General features: G+C 64.4%; 12 protein-coding genes. 6 read left to right on the top strand and 6 right to left on the bottom strand.

Annotated elements, in window-relative coordinates; genetic code table 11:
• The first annotated feature begins 39 nt into the window (after window positions 1–39).
• Window positions 40–1215, top strand: a complete 1176-nt coding sequence (locus KA354_07160; GenBank protein MBP7934413.1) for a terpene cyclase/mutase family protein — start codon at window positions 40–42, stop codon at window positions 1213–1215.
• 127 nt (window positions 1216–1342) lie between these two features.
• On the opposite strand, the gene KA354_07165 is transcribed toward KA354_07160, so the two are convergent.
• Window positions 1343–2530, bottom strand: a complete 1188-nt coding sequence (locus KA354_07165) for an ROK family transcriptional regulator (protein MBP7934414.1) — start codon at window positions 2528–2530, stop codon at window positions 1343–1345.
• A 455-nt stretch (window positions 2531–2985) separates the two neighbouring features.
• Between KA354_07165 and KA354_07170 the strand changes: the two genes are divergently transcribed.
• Window positions 2986–4740 (top strand): sodium:solute symporter, encoded by a 1755-nt coding sequence (locus KA354_07170; GenBank protein MBP7934415.1) that lies wholly within the window; start codon window positions 2986–2988, stop codon window positions 4738–4740.
• A 103-nt stretch (window positions 4741–4843) separates the two neighbouring features.
• Here KA354_07170 and KA354_07175 read toward each other — a convergent pair whose 3' ends face one another.
• The 5 genes from KA354_07175 to KA354_07195 form a co-directional block, all read right to left on the bottom strand.
• Window positions 4844–5191, bottom strand: a complete 348-nt coding sequence (locus KA354_07175; GenBank protein MBP7934416.1) for an STAS domain-containing protein — start codon at window positions 5189–5191, stop codon at window positions 4844–4846.
• Between the two features lie 154 nt (window positions 5192–5345).
• Complete coding sequence (locus tag KA354_07180) at window positions 5346–7394, bottom strand: alpha-galactosidase (GenBank protein ID MBP7934417.1); 2049 nt, start codon at window positions 7392–7394, stop codon at window positions 5346–5348.
• 494 nt (window positions 7395–7888) lie between these two features.
• Window positions 7889–8497, bottom strand: a complete 609-nt coding sequence (locus KA354_07185) for a uracil-DNA glycosylase (GenBank protein ID MBP7934418.1) — start codon at window positions 8495–8497, stop codon at window positions 7889–7891.
• A 10-nt stretch (window positions 8498–8507) separates the two neighbouring features.
• Entirely contained in the window at window positions 8508–9791 is a 1284-nt protein-coding gene (locus tag KA354_07190; protein MBP7934419.1) for a PmoA family protein, read from the bottom strand.
• Between the two features lie 86 nt (window positions 9792–9877).
• The gene (locus KA354_07195; protein ID MBP7934420.1) at window positions 9878–10723 is read right to left on the bottom strand and encodes a sugar phosphate isomerase/epimerase; all 846 of its coding nucleotides are present in this window, start codon (window positions 10721–10723) and stop codon (window positions 9878–9880) included.
• 209 nt (window positions 10724–10932) lie between these two features.
• On the opposite strand from KA354_07195, the gene KA354_07200 reads away from it, so the two are divergent.
• The 4 genes from KA354_07200 to lpxA all read left to right on the top strand — a co-directional run bounded on the left by KA354_07200 (window position 10933) and on the right by lpxA (window position 18190).
• A complete protein-coding gene (locus KA354_07200) occupies window positions 10933–12081 on the top strand; it encodes an alpha/beta fold hydrolase (protein ID MBP7934421.1) in 1149 nt (382 codons plus the stop codon).
• Between the two features lie 151 nt (window positions 12082–12232).
• On the top strand, window positions 12233–13426 hold the full coding sequence (locus KA354_07205) for a glycoside hydrolase family 57 protein (GenBank protein MBP7934422.1): 1194 nt from the start codon (window positions 12233–12235) through the stop codon (window positions 13424–13426).
• Window positions 13427–13966: 540 nt separating this feature from the next.
• Window positions 13967–16990: a hypothetical protein gene (locus tag KA354_07210; protein MBP7934423.1), complete on the top strand. Its 3024-nt coding sequence runs from the start codon at window positions 13967–13969 to the stop codon at window positions 16988–16990.
• A 384-nt stretch (window positions 16991–17374) separates the two neighbouring features.
• Window positions 17375–18190, top strand: coding sequence for an acyl-ACP--UDP-N-acetylglucosamine O-acyltransferase (gene lpxA, locus KA354_07215; protein MBP7934424.1), 816 nt, complete (start codon window positions 17375–17377; stop codon window positions 18188–18190).
• Window positions 18191–18193 lie beyond the last annotated feature (3 nt).

Here is an 18193-nt window from a genome sequence, read left to right on the forward strand (position 1 = left end):
CGGGCTTCAACGACTGCCCCATCCGAGTGGAGCCTCAGCATGCTGTCCTTTGTTCGAGCCTTGGTTACGGTTCTTGCTCTGGTTTGCCCATTGCCGGCCGTCGCCGCGGAAGAGAAGGCTGCCGCCACGCGGCCCGATTCCGAGTTGAAAACCCTGCGCGCGAAAGCTGCCCCGGCGGTGGGCAAGGCCCTCCGGTTTCTGGTCAAGGCCCAAGGTGAGGACGGCGGATGGAAGGGCTTCACCGGGACTTCCGACCCGGCCATTACCGCCCTGGTGGCCGAGGCCCTGGCTCGCCATTCCGAGTTCGGGCCCAAGCACGAGATCGTCAGGCGCGGCGTCCGGTTCGTGCTCAAGTATCGCCAGCCTGATGGGGGCATCTATGATCCCCAGCAGGCCTATGCCAACTACCACACGAGTATCGCCCTGATGTGCCTGTCGAGTATGGAGGACGAGTCGCTCGATTCGGTCATCAAGGCCGCCCAGAGCTACCTCAAGGGGTTGCAGTGGAAGGAGGACAAGCAGGACTCGGCGGGCAAGAGCGTGGACGTGAGCCACCCGTTTTACGGCGGGGCGGGCTACGGCAAGGAGCGGCGGCCTGATCTCTCCAATACGCAAATGATGGTCGAGGCTCTTCATGCGAGCGGGCTGCCGGCGAGTGATCCGGCCTACGGGCGGGCTCTCAGATTCATCACCCGCTGCCAGATGTGCAGTTCCAACGACCAGGCCTTCGCCCGCGGGGCCAGCGACGGCGGCTTCATCTACACGACGGCCAACGGCGGTGAAAGCAAGGCCGGCACGGACATGGTCAACGGCCAGCCGATGCTTCGCTCTTATGGTTCGATGACCTACGCAGGTTTCAAGAGCATGCTCTACGCCAAGGTCAGCCGGGACGATCCGCGGGTAACAGCCGCCTGGAACTGGATCCGCGGCCACTACACGCTCGACGCCAACCCGAACATGCCCGGTGACAAGTCCATCCAGGGCCTGTTCTACTACTACCACATGTTCGCCAAGGCCTTGGCCGCCTGGGGCGAGCCCGCGGTGGTCGACACGGCCGGCAAGAAGCACGATTGGCGTGCCGACCTTGTCGAGCAGCTCGTTTGCCGCCAGCGCGAGGACGGAAGCTGGATCAACACCGCCGACCGATGGCAGGAGGACAACGCGTGTCTCGTCACCGCCTATTGTCTCTTGGCCCTGGATGCGGCCTTGCGATGATCGCTCCGCGCGGGGGGGGTCGCCGGCCTCGCCGAAGGCCCTCGCCTTGGGCGATGTGGTGGTTGTTGAAATAGGGACGCAGGGGAGGACTCCGACTGCGTCCCTATTCGCTTCGGTTCGGTGGTGGCTAGGCCGAATCGCTCACCAGCCGAAACCGCTGACCCGCGGTTCCGTCAACGTTTTGAAGCAGAATCCGATCGATGGCCGCGGAAACCAGTCCGGCCATCCGTCGGCGGGGTGCCGCTTCGCAGGTAACCTCCCCGAAGCGAGCCCACATGGCTCCTGCGATAACGGCCGCCGACAAGTGGGCCATCACGGGGGTGGGGAGTTCGCCCAGGATGCCGGTGACGACGACTCGACGGAGGCCGAGTATGTTGAGTGCGCCGGCGATAGCCATGGCCAGGGCGTCGAGAGAGTCGATCAGCCAGGACGGCACGCCGTGTTCGGCGATACGCCGGATGAGCGCGGGCCAGGTATGCGGTCCTGGCCGTTTCGCGGCGGCGAAGCTGGCCAGCAGGCCCCGTCGTGAGACCAGGGTTTCAACGCAGCCGACCGCTCCGCAGCCGCAGGCGCGTCTGTTGCCCCAGACGGGGTCGTGTCCCAATTCGCCGCTGAGCGGCAGGGGGCTCTCGAACAATCGCCCGCCGATGACGGCTGCCCCGCCGACACCGTCTCCGATATCGACAAGGAGGAAATCGCCGCCGGTGGGGTTTGCGGCCAGGTGGCCGAGGGCCAGGGCCCGTATTTCCTGGACGATCAGGGCTGGGGCGTCGCAGACGGCGCTCAGCAGATCGGGCAAGTGGGCCTTCTCGACCCAGCGCATGTTGGGGCAGAGGAACACCTTCCCGCCGCCCTCATCCACCACCCCGGGCACGCTGATCAGAACGGCCTCCATCGGCTGCCCCGCCCATGCTCTGGTCGCGTGGGCCAGTCGTCTGAGCCACTCGTCCTGGGCCCGGGTCGTGGGGACCACGATTTCCCAGGCGAGATCCTCGCACCCGACCGGGAGCCGTGCCAGCCGGGTGTGCCTCACGCCGAGCTCCACCGCCAGGAATCGCAGGCGGGTGCGGTCCAGACGCACCAGTTGTCCGGGCCGTCCGATTCGGGGTGAGGCGTCGGCCGCACTGTTTGTTCTAGCACCGAGCCCGCGTCCCTGTCCCTCCGCGCTGGGGACGATCTCGAGGATTTGTGCGGCCAGGAGCTCGTCGACGATGGTTCCGACGGACGGCTGGCTCAATCCCACCGCCCGGGCGAGGTCGGCCCGCGTGGCCACCCCGTGGCCGAGCAGGGCGCTGAGCAGCCTTCTCTGATTCAAGCGCCGAAGATCGCTGGTGGTGGCCACGCCGTATCCCTTACTTAAAGAAGGTTCCTTATTAATTTACCGCCCCTCGGCGCCGAAGTCAAGGATTCCTTGGGTATTGGCCGGACGCGAGTCGGGCGTGGGGGGGGCGCCGGCCTCGCCCAAGTCTTTACTTAGGAATTTTGTTTTAGTATCGTGACGATTCCGGGATCGCAGACCGTGGCATCAGGTCGGCCTGGGCTCGAGGTCCGCGGTTGGGGATTCCCTGCGGAGGGCGCGGTTCGCCCCGGGGTGTCGGGCCCGGGGACGGTCTGGGCGTCCTGGAGATCCCGGCTGGCGGGAAGGCCTGATCGGTGTGGACTCAGGCGTCGGTTTTCGTCCGCGTCCGTTTTCGGATACGCTTTGGCCCGATGAGGGCTCAAGGGCCCTTCAGCTGAGGGCGTTGGTCAGTTCGGAGCGAGGTAGGTTCAATGCAACCCATCGATTGGCTCGTCATCGGTCTGTATTTCTCGGTTCTGCTGGGTGTGGCTTGGTGGGTCATCCTTCGCAACAAGGACACTGCGGCGGATTACTTCCTGGCCGGCCGCAACCTCGGTTGGTGGGTGATTGGAGCCTCGATCTTCGCCTCGAACATTGGCTCGGAGCACATTGTCGGCCTGGCCGGGTCGGGAGCGAAGAACGGTGTGACCATGGCCCACTACGAGCTCCACGCCTGGTGTCTGCTGGTGCTGGCCTGGGTGTTTGTGCCGTTCTATGCCCGCTCGCAAGTGTTCACCATGCCGGAGTTTCTGGAGCGGCGGTTCTGTACCCGTTCGCGTTATGTGCTGTCGGTCGTGTCGCTGCTGACCTTCATCGTCTCCAAGATCGCCGTGGGCATCTTCGCCGGCGGGGTCGTTTTTGCCACGCTGTTGCCCGAGATTCGGATCAACATCGGCGGGCTGGTGATCGACAGCTTCTGGATCGGCTCGATCGCGGTGATCATCCTCACCGGTCTGTACACCATGCTGGGCGGCATGAGGGCCGTGGCCTACAACGATGCGGTCCAGGTGATTGTGCTGATTACCGGCTCGGCTATTCTGACCATCTACGGACTGGTCAAGCTGGGTGGTTGGGGCAATCTCCGCGAGTTGTGCGGTTCGGACATGTTCAATCTATGGAAGCCGATGGTGCCGCCGGGGGTCGAAAGCACCTGGGCCCCGGTGCTGGAGAAGAACGCGGCCGGCGAGGTGGTCAAGCAGGCCTGGTACTTCAACACCAACTTCCCCTGGTTGGGCATGGCGATCTGTGCCCCGGTCATCGGCTTGTGGTACTGGTGCACGGATCAGTACATCGTTCAGCGAGCCCTGGGCGCTCCGAACGAGACCATCGCCCGCCGGGGGAGCATCTTCGCGGCGTTCCTCAAGCTCTTCCCGGTGTATCTGTTCATCATCCCCGGGCTGATCTGCTATGCTCTGGTCAAGGCCAACACCGTGCCTGAGCTGACCAAGCACTTCGATGCCCAGGGTGCGTTCCCGCTGATGGTGAAGTACCTGCTGCCGCCGGGCTTACGCGGACTGGTGGTCGCGGGGCTGCTCTCTGCTCTGATGGGCTCGCTGGCCGGCGTGTTCAACGCCTGCTCCACCCTGTTCACTGTTGACCTCTATGCGAAGTGGAAACCGGCGGCCTCGCAGCACCAGCTGGTCCGCACCGGGCGTATCGCCACCGCGGTCATGGTGCTCATCGCCCTGATGTGGATTCCCGTGGTCCAGGGTGCCCACAGCCTGTATGAATACCTGCAGGCGGTGCAGGGTTACCTCGCTCCACCGATCTTTGTCGTGTTCTTCTTCGGCGTGTTCTGGAAGCGGCTGAACGCCCAGGGTTGCCTCGCGGCCATGGTGGTCGGCTTTGCCCTCGGCGTTTTCCGCATGGCCGTCGACACGCCGGTAACGATGAAGCTGAGCGGTTTTGAGGATGGCTATACGCCGGGTTCTTTCCTATGGATCATCAACAACATCAACTTCCAGTACTTCAGCATCATCATCACGGCCGTCTCGGCTGCGGTGATGGTTGCGGTGAGCTACGTGACCAGGGCCCCGAACGAAAGCCAGATCAGGAGTCTCACCTTCGGCACGGCTACCGATGAGGACCGAGCTCGCACCCGGGCAAGCTGGAACCGGAACGATGTCCTGACCTCCTGCCTTATCCTGGCGGCTATCCTGGGGGCGTATCTGTACTTCCGGGGATAGGGGCTGAGGGTGGTTCCGGGGTTGCATATTGCGGCGCCGAGGGAGAACCCGGAGAGAGGTGGAAAAGGACCGGGGCGTGCCGGATGGGGTGTGAATTGGACGGTCAGGACGAGCCCACGACCTGATCGGCGTGGTCGTAGATTTCCATCTGGGAATCCAGGCGGGTGACGCGAATGGTGGCGAGCAGGCGGGGCTGAACACCGACCAGGGCGAGTCGGCGTCCTTCCAGTTTCAGGCCTCGGCTCAGCTGCACAAGCAGTCCGAGGGCGACGCTGGGGGCGAAACGCACCCGACTGACATCGAGCACGACGGGCACTTGCGGCCTTTTGCCCGCGGCGGTCATGACGTCGACGGAGAGCTTGGTCATGGTTGCTTCGTCGAGCGAATGGCTCAGAACAGCGATCAAGAGCACGTGCTCGTGGGGACAGATCTCGGTTGCTGAATCGAACATGGCACCCTCGTCCTGTCAGTGATTATAGCAGAACCGGCTGTCCGTTGCCTCCCGGCTGGCGCGGGTATCGTTCTCGGGACTCCCGTGGAGGCAGGCCGCCTTGTGCCCGGTCTCGCAGCGTACTCCGTACTCCGCCACCGCCCCGCTGGGTAGATCAATGGTTCACCTTGCGATAGTAGAGAATGGCCGAGCCTGGCCGATCCTCGATCCTGACGTTCCATGCCACCAGGTCGCTGCCGTTGACGACGGATCTTCCCGGCTTGTCTTCGTAGATCACTTCATATCGACCGGACCTGTCGACGTCGTTGAGCTGAAGCACGGCGGAGGGCGTATCACAGGCTGCCCGGCGGTAGACGATCGCCACTCCGGCTTGTTGGTCGGCTCGGTGGAACTGGTAACCGAACCAGACGTCCTGGTTCTTGAGGTGCGGGAACAAGGGGTAGAAATCGCCGAGCGTGTAGGGTCGCAGCTTCCGGTAGATGGCGACGGTACGGGTGACGGGCTGGGCGGTATCGGGGTCGGCGGCATCGAGCCGGCCCCTGGTGTTGCCGTGAACCAGGATGTTGCCGGCGGTCATGGCACTGCGGAACTCGTAGGTCGGTTCGTAGGCGAAGTTCCCGCAGCCGTGCATGGGGATCCAGCGATATAGACCGGCGTTCTGGAGCTGGTCGGTCACCGGATCGGGTTTCCCGCTGCACTGCGAGTCGCTGTGCCACAGCGGGATGCCCCGGATGCAGGTTTCCAGGTCGATTCGCCGTCCGCCGCTGGCGCAGTTGTCAATCACGAGGCTGGGGCGCCGGGCTCGCAGGTCGTCCCACATGGCGTAGAGACCCTCGACGTGGCGAATCTCGGTCATGCCTTGTCGATCGGGGGGGTCGTTCCGCCGCCAGAAACCGAGTGGATCGATATTGAAATCCCAGCGGATCCAGGACAGGCCGGCCTCCTGGACGTGCCGATCGACCAGGTCGGTGATCCAGCGGCGGGCCTGCGGATCGTGCAGGCGGAAGAGCTGGCTCCATTCGCCCTGCGGCTTGATCACCCATTCGCCGTGCTCGCGGTCGATCTTCGTGCCCGGGTGGACGCGTTCCGGCTCGAACCACAGCAGATACTGCATGCCCGCTTTTGCCACTGCATCGCCGATGGGCTTCAGGCCTCGCGGGTATTTGGCGGGGTCCACCTCCCAAGTGCCGGTACCCTCGGGAAAGCCGCCGGGATACCACTGCTGAGGATCCATGTCCGACCAGAGGACTTCGATGCCACGCTCGGCCAGCGGCGGCAGGACCTCGATGTGCGGCCCTTCGTAGGTGCCGTCGGGTGCGGTCCAGTTCACGCTTGCACAGATTGGCGGCCAGACCGGTTTCCCGTCACGCCGGGGGAGGTAGTGGTCGATCAGGACGGACCGGAGCAGATTGTTGCCGCGGAGCGTTTGTGTGCCTTTCCAGAAGACCAGGAGGATGCGGGGTGTCCGGACGGTTTCGCCGGGCTGGAGTGACAGGTGAGTGAGTTGCTGGCCGGCCCGGGCGTGGAGGCCGTCGGCGGATCGTTCGAACCGAGCCTCCCATTGTCCTGACCAGCCGACGGCGATGGCCGTGCCGCCCTCTGTTCCTGCGAGGTTGAAGAACGGCAGGAAGGCATCTGAGGACCGGCCTCCCTGCGGGGCGAGTGTGAAGGGAGTCGTGTCCCCGGTTGCGAAGGCCTTCTCCTGGGGGGCGAAGCTGTCGGCCGAGTTGCTGTCGCCGAGGGTGTAATGCAGCGTGCAGGGCGCGGTGGCGGGCATCATGACGGCATCGAGGGGTCGGATTCCCTCGAGGATTGGGCTCGGGGCGCTGCCGTCGTTCCGCAGATGGAGTATCCACTCGACGGCGGAGTGGTCTGCCCACACGATGGCCACGCAGCGTACCTCCAGATTTGTCTGCGGATCGCTCCAGGTGAGCGTATGTTCCGCCCGTCCGTCGGCCAGGGCGCGATCTTCACGTCTCAGGGCCCAGTGTCTGCGGACGGCGTTGAAGGGCTTCCCGCCGCAGGTCAGGGTGAACGGAGGCTCGGCGTCTGCGGCGAGCAGGTGTGTGTCCACCCAAGAACGGGTGGCGGCTTTTTCCCGCTCCGAAGCGACCATGCCGTGAGCGGCGGCCGCGAAGAGCAGAGCCCATGGAAGGGCCGGCAGGTAACGTGATCTCGGGTTCACGGAACATCTCGGGTTCATGGAACCTCCTCAGGTTCTGGGGGCACTGGCGGGCGGACATGCCCGCCCTGGAGCGAGGGGGGCGGCCTGGGGCTCCGTCCCCACTCGGTCGGGACAAAAAAGCCGCAGCAGAACTCACCAGGGGGTAGGCGCTCCCGGGGGTCCAGATTGGAGTGATCGGAGGCCAATGCCTTGATCCTCCGACCTCGAAGCCGGATCCTCCCGGTGCTGGACTGCTTCGGCTCGCTGAGCATGAGCCGCGACGGCCGAGTGGTCAAGCCCAACGCCGCGACGATCGGCACGCGGTCGTGATTTCCCCTTCCGGTGGAGCCTCTCCTGGGGGCAAGCCCAAGTGCACGCAGGGTCTACGCACGCACTTGTCGGGATTTCGGGCGGCCCTGACGGCAAGCCCAAGTGCACGCAGGTTCTGCAGAGACCGAGGAGGCCCGTTCGGGGACTGCGATCGTGGGTCCTGCCGGCCAAACGGGGGCCGCATCTCCGGCGATGGGTGAGGGTCAATCAACCAGATCGCTCAGGATGTCGAAGTCGGCTCGCTGTTGAGCCAGGGTGCGGACGGTGTGGAGTACTCGAGGGCTGGGGTGGTATAGGGGAAGCCACCGGAACGTGCCGCAATCGATGGTCCGGCCGGCCACGTCGGACAACCGTGCCCCGAGCGCCGGGTGGAGGGCTCGGCTGGCCAGTCGGGTCACGGCTCGCATGGCCACCGTGCCGATCGTGACCACGATTGGCGGGCGGAGCAACTCGATCGTTCGTTGCAGGAACGGCAGGCAACTGCGGATCTCGGCAGCGATCGGGGGGTTGTTGCGCTGATCATCGGCCGGGCAGCAGAGCACCGCGTTGGTGATGAACACCTCTTCGCGGGACAGCCGCACGGATGCCAGCAGGGTCTCGAAGTTGCGGCCGGAGGCATCGCCGTTGAACGGCCGCCGGCTGCGATCGGCCCCCAGCCGCCCGGGCGCTTCGCCGATGAAGAGAACCTTGGGCGTGAGGGTGCCGTTGAGCGGCCCCAGCACCGCTCGCCGGGAGGCCATTCGCTGGCAGGCCCGGCATCGGGCGGCGTCGTTGCAGAGCTGTTGGAAGAGCCGACTTCGAGAACGCGGCACGACGTGCCCCTCACTGGACGGTCTTGGGCTGCTCGCTGTACAGCCGGTACTGGTCGGCCACGCGGGCCTCCTGGGTATCGCCTTTGTGAATCAGGATCCGGTAGTTGAACTCCGCCTTCTCGCCTTTTCTGAAGGTCTGCGAACCGTTCTTGCTCTTGTCGCCGGTGAAGTCCTTGAGGGCGAAGGGGTTGACCGCGTACAGCCCATACTCGCGGATGTGCCAGCGCGGCGGATGCCTCATATTCGTCGGGGCGTCGAACACGGCGATACCGACCGTCCGGTCGTTGACCGGTCCGACGTAGTCACACCACTCGGCCGGCTGGCCCCAGCATTCCTTGGCTCCGACCTTGCCTGCGGAGTTGGTCATGTGGCCCTTGCCGGGCTTCTTGCCTTCCAGGGCCTGCTCGTCCATAGAGGTTGCAACCCGCAAAGAGAGTATACCGGCTTCCTTGGTGTCCTCGAAGGTCACGTCGCCGTCGTCGAAGTGGAACACGTTGCCCACGTCGATTACCCGGGTGTGGTCATCGCCCCTGAAGAAGGTGTAGGTCCGGGTCTCGCTGAACTCCCGGATGCCGCCGGCCGCCGTCCAATCGATCTCGGCCACGATCCGGCCGAAGACCGGCCCGCTCACCGCCGCGGTCACCTTGCGGACGATCTGGCGATCCTGCTTGTCGAGCGTCTTGGCCTGGGCCCAGTAGTTGGTGATCCTGCCGGTCTTCTCGGAGCGGATCTCGCCCCATGCCGCCCAGATCGAGCGATGGTGAATGTGGTCCTTGCGCTCGCCGGACTGGTCCTTCATCGGATACGCCCGGGTGACCGGGTCGCCGGTCGGCCCGATCACCGGCCAGAGGTAGGGTTTGGCTTCTTTCGGGGCCAGGTTGAACGTGGTGAAGGGCTTGCCGTCCAGGGTGACTTCGTACGCATCCGCACTGGTCTGCTTGACTTGGACGACGGCCAGGTCGGGGCGATCCTTGATCGCGCCCCGCAGCCTGGCCTGCCAAGTGGCGGTCTTGCCGGCCTCGATCGCCGGGGTGTACCACCACAGCCGCCCCTGCTGATCGACCTGCCCGGGGCATTCCCGGCCGACCGTGTCTGTGAGCGCGTAGACTGCCCCGGCCTCGCTCGCTCCGGCCAGCCGGCAGTGGACGAAGCCGGCGGGCAGACCCTTGTCCCCGCCACTCAACCGGACCTCGAGCCCGTTGTCGGCGCCAGATGCCCCGGCTGCCGAGATCAGGAACAGAGCTGCGCACAAGGGCATCTCCCGGATCCGCTGGACAGGTGTCGTCAAACGCACGATTTTCTCCTCATATAGTGCAATGAGGCCTCAGGCCTGCGTCACTCCGTCTCCGCTCCGCGCTGTCGACCCGGCACCCACGGGCATCACTTCCCGACGGCCGCCAACGCCTCTCTCAGCGTTCGGATCGCGGTCCGGGCCACGGTTGTCGGATCGGGCTTGTAGTCGAACGGCTCCACCGAGACCCAGCGGTCAAAGCCGGACTCGACCAGGGTCTTCATGACGGCCTTGAAATCGAGGCCGGCCGGTTCGCCCTCGCCGATGGGCATTCCCACGCCTTTGCCGGCCGCTTCGTTGGCGTGAAAATGCTTGGCTCGTCTGCCGAACCGCCGGATGGTGCCGATCACCCCCTCGGGCATCGAGGACATGGCCTTGCAGTCCAGCATGATGTCGATGTTGGGGTGTCCGATCTCGTCGGCCATTCGCGCCGCTTGTTCGATCGTGTTAATGAAGTTGGTTTCGGCCGGAGCCAGAGCCTCGAGGCACAAGGTCACCCCTCGGGCCGCCAGCGTGTCGCCGGCCGAAGCCCACACCTCCTTGGCCCGCTTCCAGCCCTCCTCGAAGGTCACCGGCGGCTCAATGCTCCGCTGCTTGGGCGAACCGAAGACCATCACCGTCCCGCCGACGTCTCCGCAGAAGTCGACCAGGGCTTTCAGGTAGTCCGCGGACCGCTGGCGAACGGACGCGTCGGGCGTCGTCAGGTGCAGCCCCTTGGGCGAGACGAACAGCCAGTGCAGGCCGACGATCTCGACCCCGGCGTCGCCGGCCGCCTTCACGATCTGCTTTCGCCGGCTGGGCGGAATCTCGGCCACATGGTCGGCCATGGTGAACGGGGCCAACTCGACGCCGTCGAAACCGATCTCGGCCGCGGTGGCGAAAACGTCTTCGATCGCCGAATCACGCCACGGTTCGCTGCAGGTCGCAAGTCTCATCCGACGCTCCTTCCGGCAAGGGCCAACCTGACCACCGCGCATCATACCGCTGGATCGAGCCGGTCGGTAGCTGGTCGATCGGTCCGTTCGATTCCCGGCCGCGGGGTCCTATCCTGACCGCACCCACTTGAACGCGGAGCCGGTGCGGTCATAATAGCGGCCTGGCGCGATCATTCTGGGACAAAACGGGCACGAGGGCGTCTGGTTCCTTGGCAGGAAGCTACCTTCACTTTTGTCTGGCCGACTGGGTCTTGGGCAGCTGGTGGCAGTACATGGTCCGCAACTGGGCCTTGTTCTCCTTTGCCGCCACGGTAGTTGTTCTCATCGTCATCGCCTGGCTGGTGCTGCGCAAGTACGTTAAGATCATGCTCAACATCATCCGGGACACGCCGCCTCCCCTGGCCATGGGCCCGCGTGATTTCGAGCGGATTGACGGCAAGCCGGCGACCTTCCGGGCCTTCGACAACCTGAATCTGTGCGGCATGTTCCTTCAGGGCCACCACGGCGGGCGGCCCAAGGGCATGATCATCTTCGCCCACGAGTTCTCCAGCGACATGTACAGCTGTGCCCGGTATTGCCGACCGCTGCTGAAGACGGGATACGATATCTTTACCTTCGACTTCAGCGGTCATGGCGAGTCGAGCTGCGAGCCCGGATACCAGCCGCGCCAGTGGCCCACCGATCGAGAAGTGGACGACATGCTCGGGGCGATCGCCTTCGTCGAGGACTGGCTGGAGGAGCACCACCGCCCGGCGGCAATCGGTCTGTTCGGCATCTCTCGCGGGGCCGGGGCGGCCATCCTGGCGGCGCGGCACAATCCAGCCATCAAGGCCATCATTACCGACGGGGCGTTCAGCTCGGACACCACGCTGGAACATTTCATGAAACGGTGGGCGTACATCTTCGCCAAGGTACGGTTCGTCTATGAGAACCACCCTCCGCAGTTCTGGCGGTTCCTTCGCTGGCTGCTCTTCCGCGAATGCAGGCGGAAGCTGCACTGCAACTTTCCCTCGGTCTTGAAGGCCCTCCGACGAATGCGACCGGGACTGCCGATCCTGTTCATCCACGGCGAGAAGGACAGCTATATCCCGGTTGAGCAGTCCCAGCTCCTCTATGATTCCGCTCCGCCACCGAAATGGCTCTGGGTGGTGCCCAAGGCCAAGCACAACCAGTCCGTGGTGATCTGCCCGGAGTACTACGCGGTGCGAACGACGGCCTTTTTCGATGAGCATCTGGCGCCGGTGTCGTCGCAGCCCGCGGTCACGGCCTTCACCGCAGATCCGGCTCAAACTCAGCCGGCCGGGGATGCCGCCTCGCCCTCCTGCCCGACACCCTCGCCGATCAGCGCCAACGGATGACCCCTCGACTATGGACGCATCCTTCCCGATCGTATAGTGTCTCGAATCGGGGCGGGCGGTGCGAACCCGGGATCAAGGCCAGGGCGTCCGGATACCGTGGTTGCGTCTGCGGAAGCCGCGCGGCAACGCGTGTTACGCCAGCAGGTGAGACATGGCCTCGGTGTGCTTCTACTTTCAGGTCCATCAGCCCTATCGCTTGCGGCGTTACAGCGTTTTCGACACCGGGACGAACTACTTCGACGAGGCCCGCAACGCCGAAGTGTGCCACAAAGTGGCCCGGAAGGCGTATCTGCCGGCCAACCGGCTTCTCCTTGAACTGATCAACAAGCACGCCGGCAAGGTCCGGCTGGCCTTCTCGCTGACCGGTACGGCCATCGCCCAACTGGAGAAGCACTCCCCGGAGGTCATCGACTCCTTCCGCGAACTCGCCCGCACCGGCTGCGTCGAGTTTCTGGCCGAGACCTACTACCATTCGCTGAGTTTCCTTTACTCGCGCCGCGAGTTTGCGGAACAGGTCCGGATGCAGCAGGAGGCCATCGAGGGCCTGTTCGACTACAAGGCCGCGGTCTTTCGCAACACCGAGCTGATCTACAACAACGACGTGGCTCATTATGTGGAGAGCATGGGTTTCCGCGGGATCATCACCGAAGGCGTGGACCGGATCCTGGGCTATCGCTCGCCGAGCTACCTGTACAAGCCGCCGAACGCTCCCCGAATTGTTGTGCTGCTGAAGAACTACCGGTTGAGCGACGACATTGCCTTCCGGTTCTCCAACCGCGGGTGGAACGAGTACCCGCTGACCGCGGAGAAGTTCGCCCGCTGGGTGGACCAGGTCAACGGCAACGGATACACGGTCAATCTGTTCATGGATTACGAGACCCTGGGAGAACACCAGTGGGCCCAGTCGGGGATCTTCGAATTCCTCGCCGAACTGCCGGACCTGATCCTGGCCAACCCGGACAACGACTTCATGACCCCGTCGGATCTGCTTCAGGCTTACCCGGTGTCGGGCGAGTACGATGTCCCGCACATGATCAGTTGGGCGGACAGCGAGCGGGACCTGTCCGCATGGCTGGGCAACGCGATGCAGTCGAACGCCTTGCACGAGCTGTACCGGATGGAGGGGGAGGTTCGGAATTGCGGCGACCCTAAGATTCTCCAAGACTGGCGTAAGCTTCAGACCTCAGACCATTTCTACTATATGTGCACGAAATACCTGGCCGACGGCGCCGTGCACGAGCACTTCAACCCTTACGAGTCGCCGTATGATTCCTATATTAACTTCATGAACGTGTTGGACAATTTGCGTAGTCGAGCCACCGGTCGATCGGGGCGGGGGCGGTGACGTTTTTTCGTCAGGCGTCATCAGGGCTGATTTTGGCGGCTTTTTCTATTGTGAGGCGGGCTTTCGGGCGATAAATGTCCAAAGGTGTATTCTCGGACGACGCTGCCAAGTCGTGCGGAAAAATAGCGAAAAGGGCGCTTGACAAGACGGTGGTAAGTCGTAAGATTGGCGCGGGTTAAGGATCTGTGGAGAACCTGGCCGCGTCACCTCGAAGGATGGGGATGGAAGCGGTTGGAGGTTTGAAGCCATCGTGCCGACCGGCGGTTCAAGGCGCAGAACCGTGGGCGTTTCTGGCGCGAAGCCTATGATGATGTGGGAATTGCGGCAATCTTGAGCATGTTGCCGGGTTGGACATGTCGGCCGGAGCCGGCGTGTTCTGCGTTTCTTTTTTAGGAATAGTCTTCTTCGCAGGGACGCGATGCAGCGGCCTCGGTCGATTCGCGAGGCTCAGCCGGGGGCGGCCCCCGGGCGATCACGTCTGACCGAGGTATCGGGAGTCGAAGACGCCAGTTTGTGTTGCTCTTTTATGGAGGCCCCAGAATGAGTAGGACTAGCAGACAGAGACGTTTCATCCGCGCTGCGGCATTGCCTGCGGCTGTTGCGTGGGTGGGGATGCTGGGCGTGGGTGGCGTGCTGATGCAGTCGGGCTGCCCGTTCTTCCCGATTCCTACGCCTCTCTCGGTCAGTGCGACCGCGGTCCCGGCGACCGGCGTAGCCGGTTCGTACACCGTGACCCTGGCTGCCACCGCGACCGGCGGGACTACGCCTTACACCTATGCCTGGACGGTGGCACCGGACGTGACCATCACCAACGCCACGGCGGCCACGGCGAGCGCGGCCATTACCACCGCCGGGACCTACACGTTCACCATCCTGGTGACCGACTCGGCGGGCGGGACCGCCAACACGACGGTGACCGCAACCGCCTCGGTGCCGCCACTCGTGGCCAACGCCGGCGTTGACCAGAGCGTCACCCGGACCACGGCCGTCACCCTGACCGCCACCGGCACCGGCGGGACCGGTGCCCTGACCTACGCCTGGACCAAGGTCAGCGGCGTGAACGGCGATCCGGACACCCCGGCCGCCGCCAGCACGACCGTGCCGACCACCGCTCTGGGCCAAACCACCTACCGCATTACGGTCACTGATTCGGCCACCCCGGCCGTCACCACGACCGACGACGTAGTCGTGACCGTCACTCCGGCGGCCCTGGCCGTGGCCGCCGACGCGGTACCCGACGAGTTGGCCTACCCGGCGACCGCGACGCTGACCGCCACCCCGACGGAAGGTACTCCGCCATACACCTTCAGCTGGCTGCAGACGAGCGGTTCGCCCGCCACGCTGGGGAACGCTGGTGCTCAGAACACCGTGGTCACCTTCCCGCTCCTCAACAGTGTGGGCGCGTACACCTTCACCGTGACCGTGCAGGATAGTGGTTCACCGGTTCAGACGGTGACCAGCGCCACCGTGACCGCCAACGTGACCAGCACCAGCCTGGCCTTCACGACCTCGCCGCTGGATAACCTGGTTGGCTCGACCGGCAACGACACCTTCACCGCAAGCGACGGCCAGCTGCAGGGCAGCGATAAGGCCGATGGCGGCGACGGCACCGATACCCTGATGATCAGCCTCACGGCTGCTCTGGCCGCACCGGCTCCAACGCTGTCCAATCTCGAAACCATCAGTATCACGGACACCGCCGGCGGCTCGATCCTGAATGCGGCCAACATTACCGGCTTGACCACGTTGAACTTCCTGGCTCCGGCCGGCGCCGAGACGGTCAACAACCTGGGCTCGATTCCGGCGGTCAATGTGACCAGCACCGCTCAAGACGTCACCCTGGGCTTCCAGGCCACCACGGTTCAGGGCACGGCTGACGCTCTGACCCTCGCCCTCAGCGCTGTCACCGGCGGCACGTACACCATTCCGGGTGTCGAGACGATCAGTGTGACTTCAAGTGGCGCCGCCAACACCATGGCGGCCCTGACCGCTGCGGCGCTGGAAACCCTCAATATCACCGGAGACCAGGATCTGACCATCACCGCTGCTCTCGGCAACACCGTGGAGGGAGTCGCCGCCGGAACTGCGACCGGGGCTATCACCCTCACCACCGGTGCACCGACCGCAATCTCGGTGACCACCGGCTCCGGCGATGATACGGTCACGGTGGGCAACACCGCGGCCACCCTGACGCTCGGGGCTGGCGACGACACCGCGATCTTCGCTGACGGCCAGTTCGTGATTACCGCCGGTGCCACTCTTGACACCGTCGCCGGTGGCGAAGGCACCGATACGCTGTCGTTGTCGAGCGGCGATGCCGATGCCGCCGCCGCGGCACTCACCAACGTGACCGGCATTGAGGCCCTGACGATCAGCAATGCGATGACGGGTGACATCACCGCCACCTTCTTCGGCACCATTGCGACCGTCAATGTGCCCGAGGGCATCGACGGCGGCAACACGCTGACCGTTGCCACCGGCACCACGGTCAACGTGAATGAAAACTCGACCAGTACGGGTGCTGCGGTCATCCAGGTGGCAGGAACGGCGACCACTGACGCCGTGACCTTCGCATTCGCCGGGGCTAACGCCATGGCGAGCACCACCGACTTCTCCAAGATTGAGAACGTCACGATCGACACGAACACCGCCGCGGGCACCTTCACCGGTGCCGTGACGGTGAACACCGCCGGCAACACCCGCAACGTGACGGTCGTCGGTGATAATGACCTCACTTTTGCTGCCGCCGTGACCGCCAATGCGATCAATGCCTCGGCGCTCACCGGCAACCTGACCATGAGTGTCACCACGGTCGCGCCGCTCGGTGCGACGATCACCGGTGGTGAGGGCGATGATGTGCTCATCGGGTCTGCCACCGCCAGCGTCGGTGATATCCTCACCGGTGGCGCGGGTGCCGACACGATCCGGGGCGATGGCACCGTAGACGGTACCGTCACTGCGGGCGCGGATGAGATCTACCTCGGCACCGGCGACGCCGTCGACACCGTCGTATTGACGACCGTCGCGGCCTCCTCCGCAAACGCCGATAGCGTCACCGATTTTGTGACCGGCGACGCTGCCGACTTTGGCGATCAGTTCGACCTCGACCTGAGCGCTCTCGAGACCGCTGGTGCGGTCAGAGGCGGTGGTGTGATCAACTTCGTCGAGTTGCAGGACGGCTCGGCGGTGGCGGCTGCGGATGCCACCAGCATCCAGGAGATCAGTGCTAGCGGCGGGACTGCGGTTGCCGCGAATGCCAATGTTATCGTGCTGGTCGGAGCGACCTTCGCCAACACGGGCGCGGTCGAGACCGCCCTCGAGGATGGCGGTGATCGCGAGTTGACCATTGCTGCCGCGGGTGGCAATGCCAACAACGCCTTCGTCGTCGTCTACAGCGACGGGACCGACACCTACGTTGCGGTCGCCTACGCCGCTGCTGAAACCACCGACGACACGGTGTTCGATGCCACCGATCTGACGGTGGTTAATGTTGCGAAGATTGTCGGCAAGACCTCGATTGCCACCGGCGACTTCAGCAACGACAACTTCGATTATGTTGACTGATGAAGCGGCAAAGTTGACCTGACCTGTGTCCCTTCGGCACAGGGCCTGGTTGGATCAGAGAGCCCGGCGGGATAACTCCCACCGGGCTCTCTCTTTGGTTTGACGGGGATGAGGTCGCCGGCTCGACACACGGCGTGGCCGGTACCCGGCATCACTCAAGTCTCAAGAACCACGCCTTCTCGGGGATCTGGGCGGCCGGGGCGCCGGCCGTGAGTGGCATGGTGGCGACCGGGCGATTGCGTCGTCAGCGTCTCCTCGGTGCTTCCTGGTGGTATACGAGGTCTGGGCCTCGGGCAGAAGTTGAAGCCACCGGCTCGGTCGCATAACATGCCTCGCTGCAGGACTTGGGTTGTCTCTCTGAGTCTACTGGGGATCGGCACGCTCATGGCCATTCACCCGACCGCCGTCATTGATCCGAAAGCGGAGATTGACCGCACCGCGGACATCGGCCCGTACGTTTCCATCGAGGGGCCGGTCAGGATCGGGCCGCACTGCCAGGTCAAGGCTCATGCCTTCCTTTCCGGCTGGACGGAACTTGGCGAAGGGACCGAAGTTCATCCGTTCGCTGTGGTCGGGCATCTGCCGCAGGACTTTCACTATGAAGGGCAGCGCAGCTACTGCCGAGTGGGTCGGCGGGTGGTGATTCGTGAAGGGGTCACCGTGCATCGCGGCACGCAGCCGGAGTCGGCCACGATCATCGGTGACGAGTGCTTTCTGATGGCCTACTCCCATGTCGGCCACAACTGCGTTCTGGGCACGGGCACCAAGGTGTACAACCTGACTCTCCTGGCGGGGCATGTTGAGGCGGACGAGCGGGTCATCTTTTCCGCGTCGTCCATGGTTCATCAGTTCACCCGGGTGGGCAAACTGGCTTTCGTCGCCGGGGGTGCGCGGATCACCTGTGATGTGCCGCCCTTCATGACCGCATTTGGGATGAGCACCATTGTCCAGTACAACGTGATCGGGATGAGGAGGGCCGGCTACGACAAGGCGGCGATTGACGAGATTCACGACGCTTTCCGCGTTCTCTACCGGGCGGGCCTGCCCCGGCGCAAGGCCGTCGATCGGCTGGCGGGGATGGTCAAGACCGACGCCGGGCGAGCCCTTCTGGAGTTCATCCGGGTGGACAGCGCCCGGGGCTACTGTGCCGCCGGCTCGGGTCACCGCCGCCGCGGGGAAGCGCCGCCGGTCGTGGCTTGAGAG

This window comes from Phycisphaerae bacterium, from assembly GCA_018003015.1.
Classification (GTDB): Bacteria; Planctomycetota; Phycisphaerae; order UBA1845; family PWPN01; genus JAGNEZ01.

What these genes read in the sequence shown, in the direction of transcription:
- KA354_07160 (MBP7934413.1), top strand. Translation starts at nt 40, where the DNA reads ATGCTGTCCTTTGTTCGAGCCTTGGTTACGGTTCTTGCTCTGGTTTGC.
- KA354_07170 (MBP7934415.1), top strand. Translation starts at nt 2,986, where the DNA reads ATGCAACCCATCGATTGGCTCGTCATCGGTCTGTATTTCTCGGTTCTG.
- KA354_07175 (MBP7934416.1), bottom strand. Translation starts at nt 5,191, where the DNA reads ATGTTCGATTCAGCAACCGAGATCTGTCCCCACGAGCACGTGCTCTTG.
- KA354_07180 (MBP7934417.1), bottom strand. Translation starts at nt 7,394, where the DNA reads ATGAACCCGAGATGTTCCGTGAACCCGAGATCACGTTACCTGCCGGCC.
- KA354_07195 (MBP7934420.1), bottom strand. Translation starts at nt 10,723, where the DNA reads ATGAGACTTGCGACCTGCAGCGAACCGTGGCGTGATTCGGCGATCGAA.
- KA354_07205 (MBP7934422.1), top strand. Translation starts at nt 12,233, where the DNA reads ATGGCCTCGGTGTGCTTCTACTTTCAGGTCCATCAGCCCTATCGCTTG.
- KA354_07210 (MBP7934423.1), top strand. Translation starts at nt 13,967, where the DNA reads ATGAGTAGGACTAGCAGACAGAGACGTTTCATCCGCGCTGCGGCATTG.
- lpxA (MBP7934424.1), top strand. Translation starts at nt 17,375, where the DNA reads ATGGCCATTCACCCGACCGCCGTCATTGATCCGAAAGCGGAGATTGAC.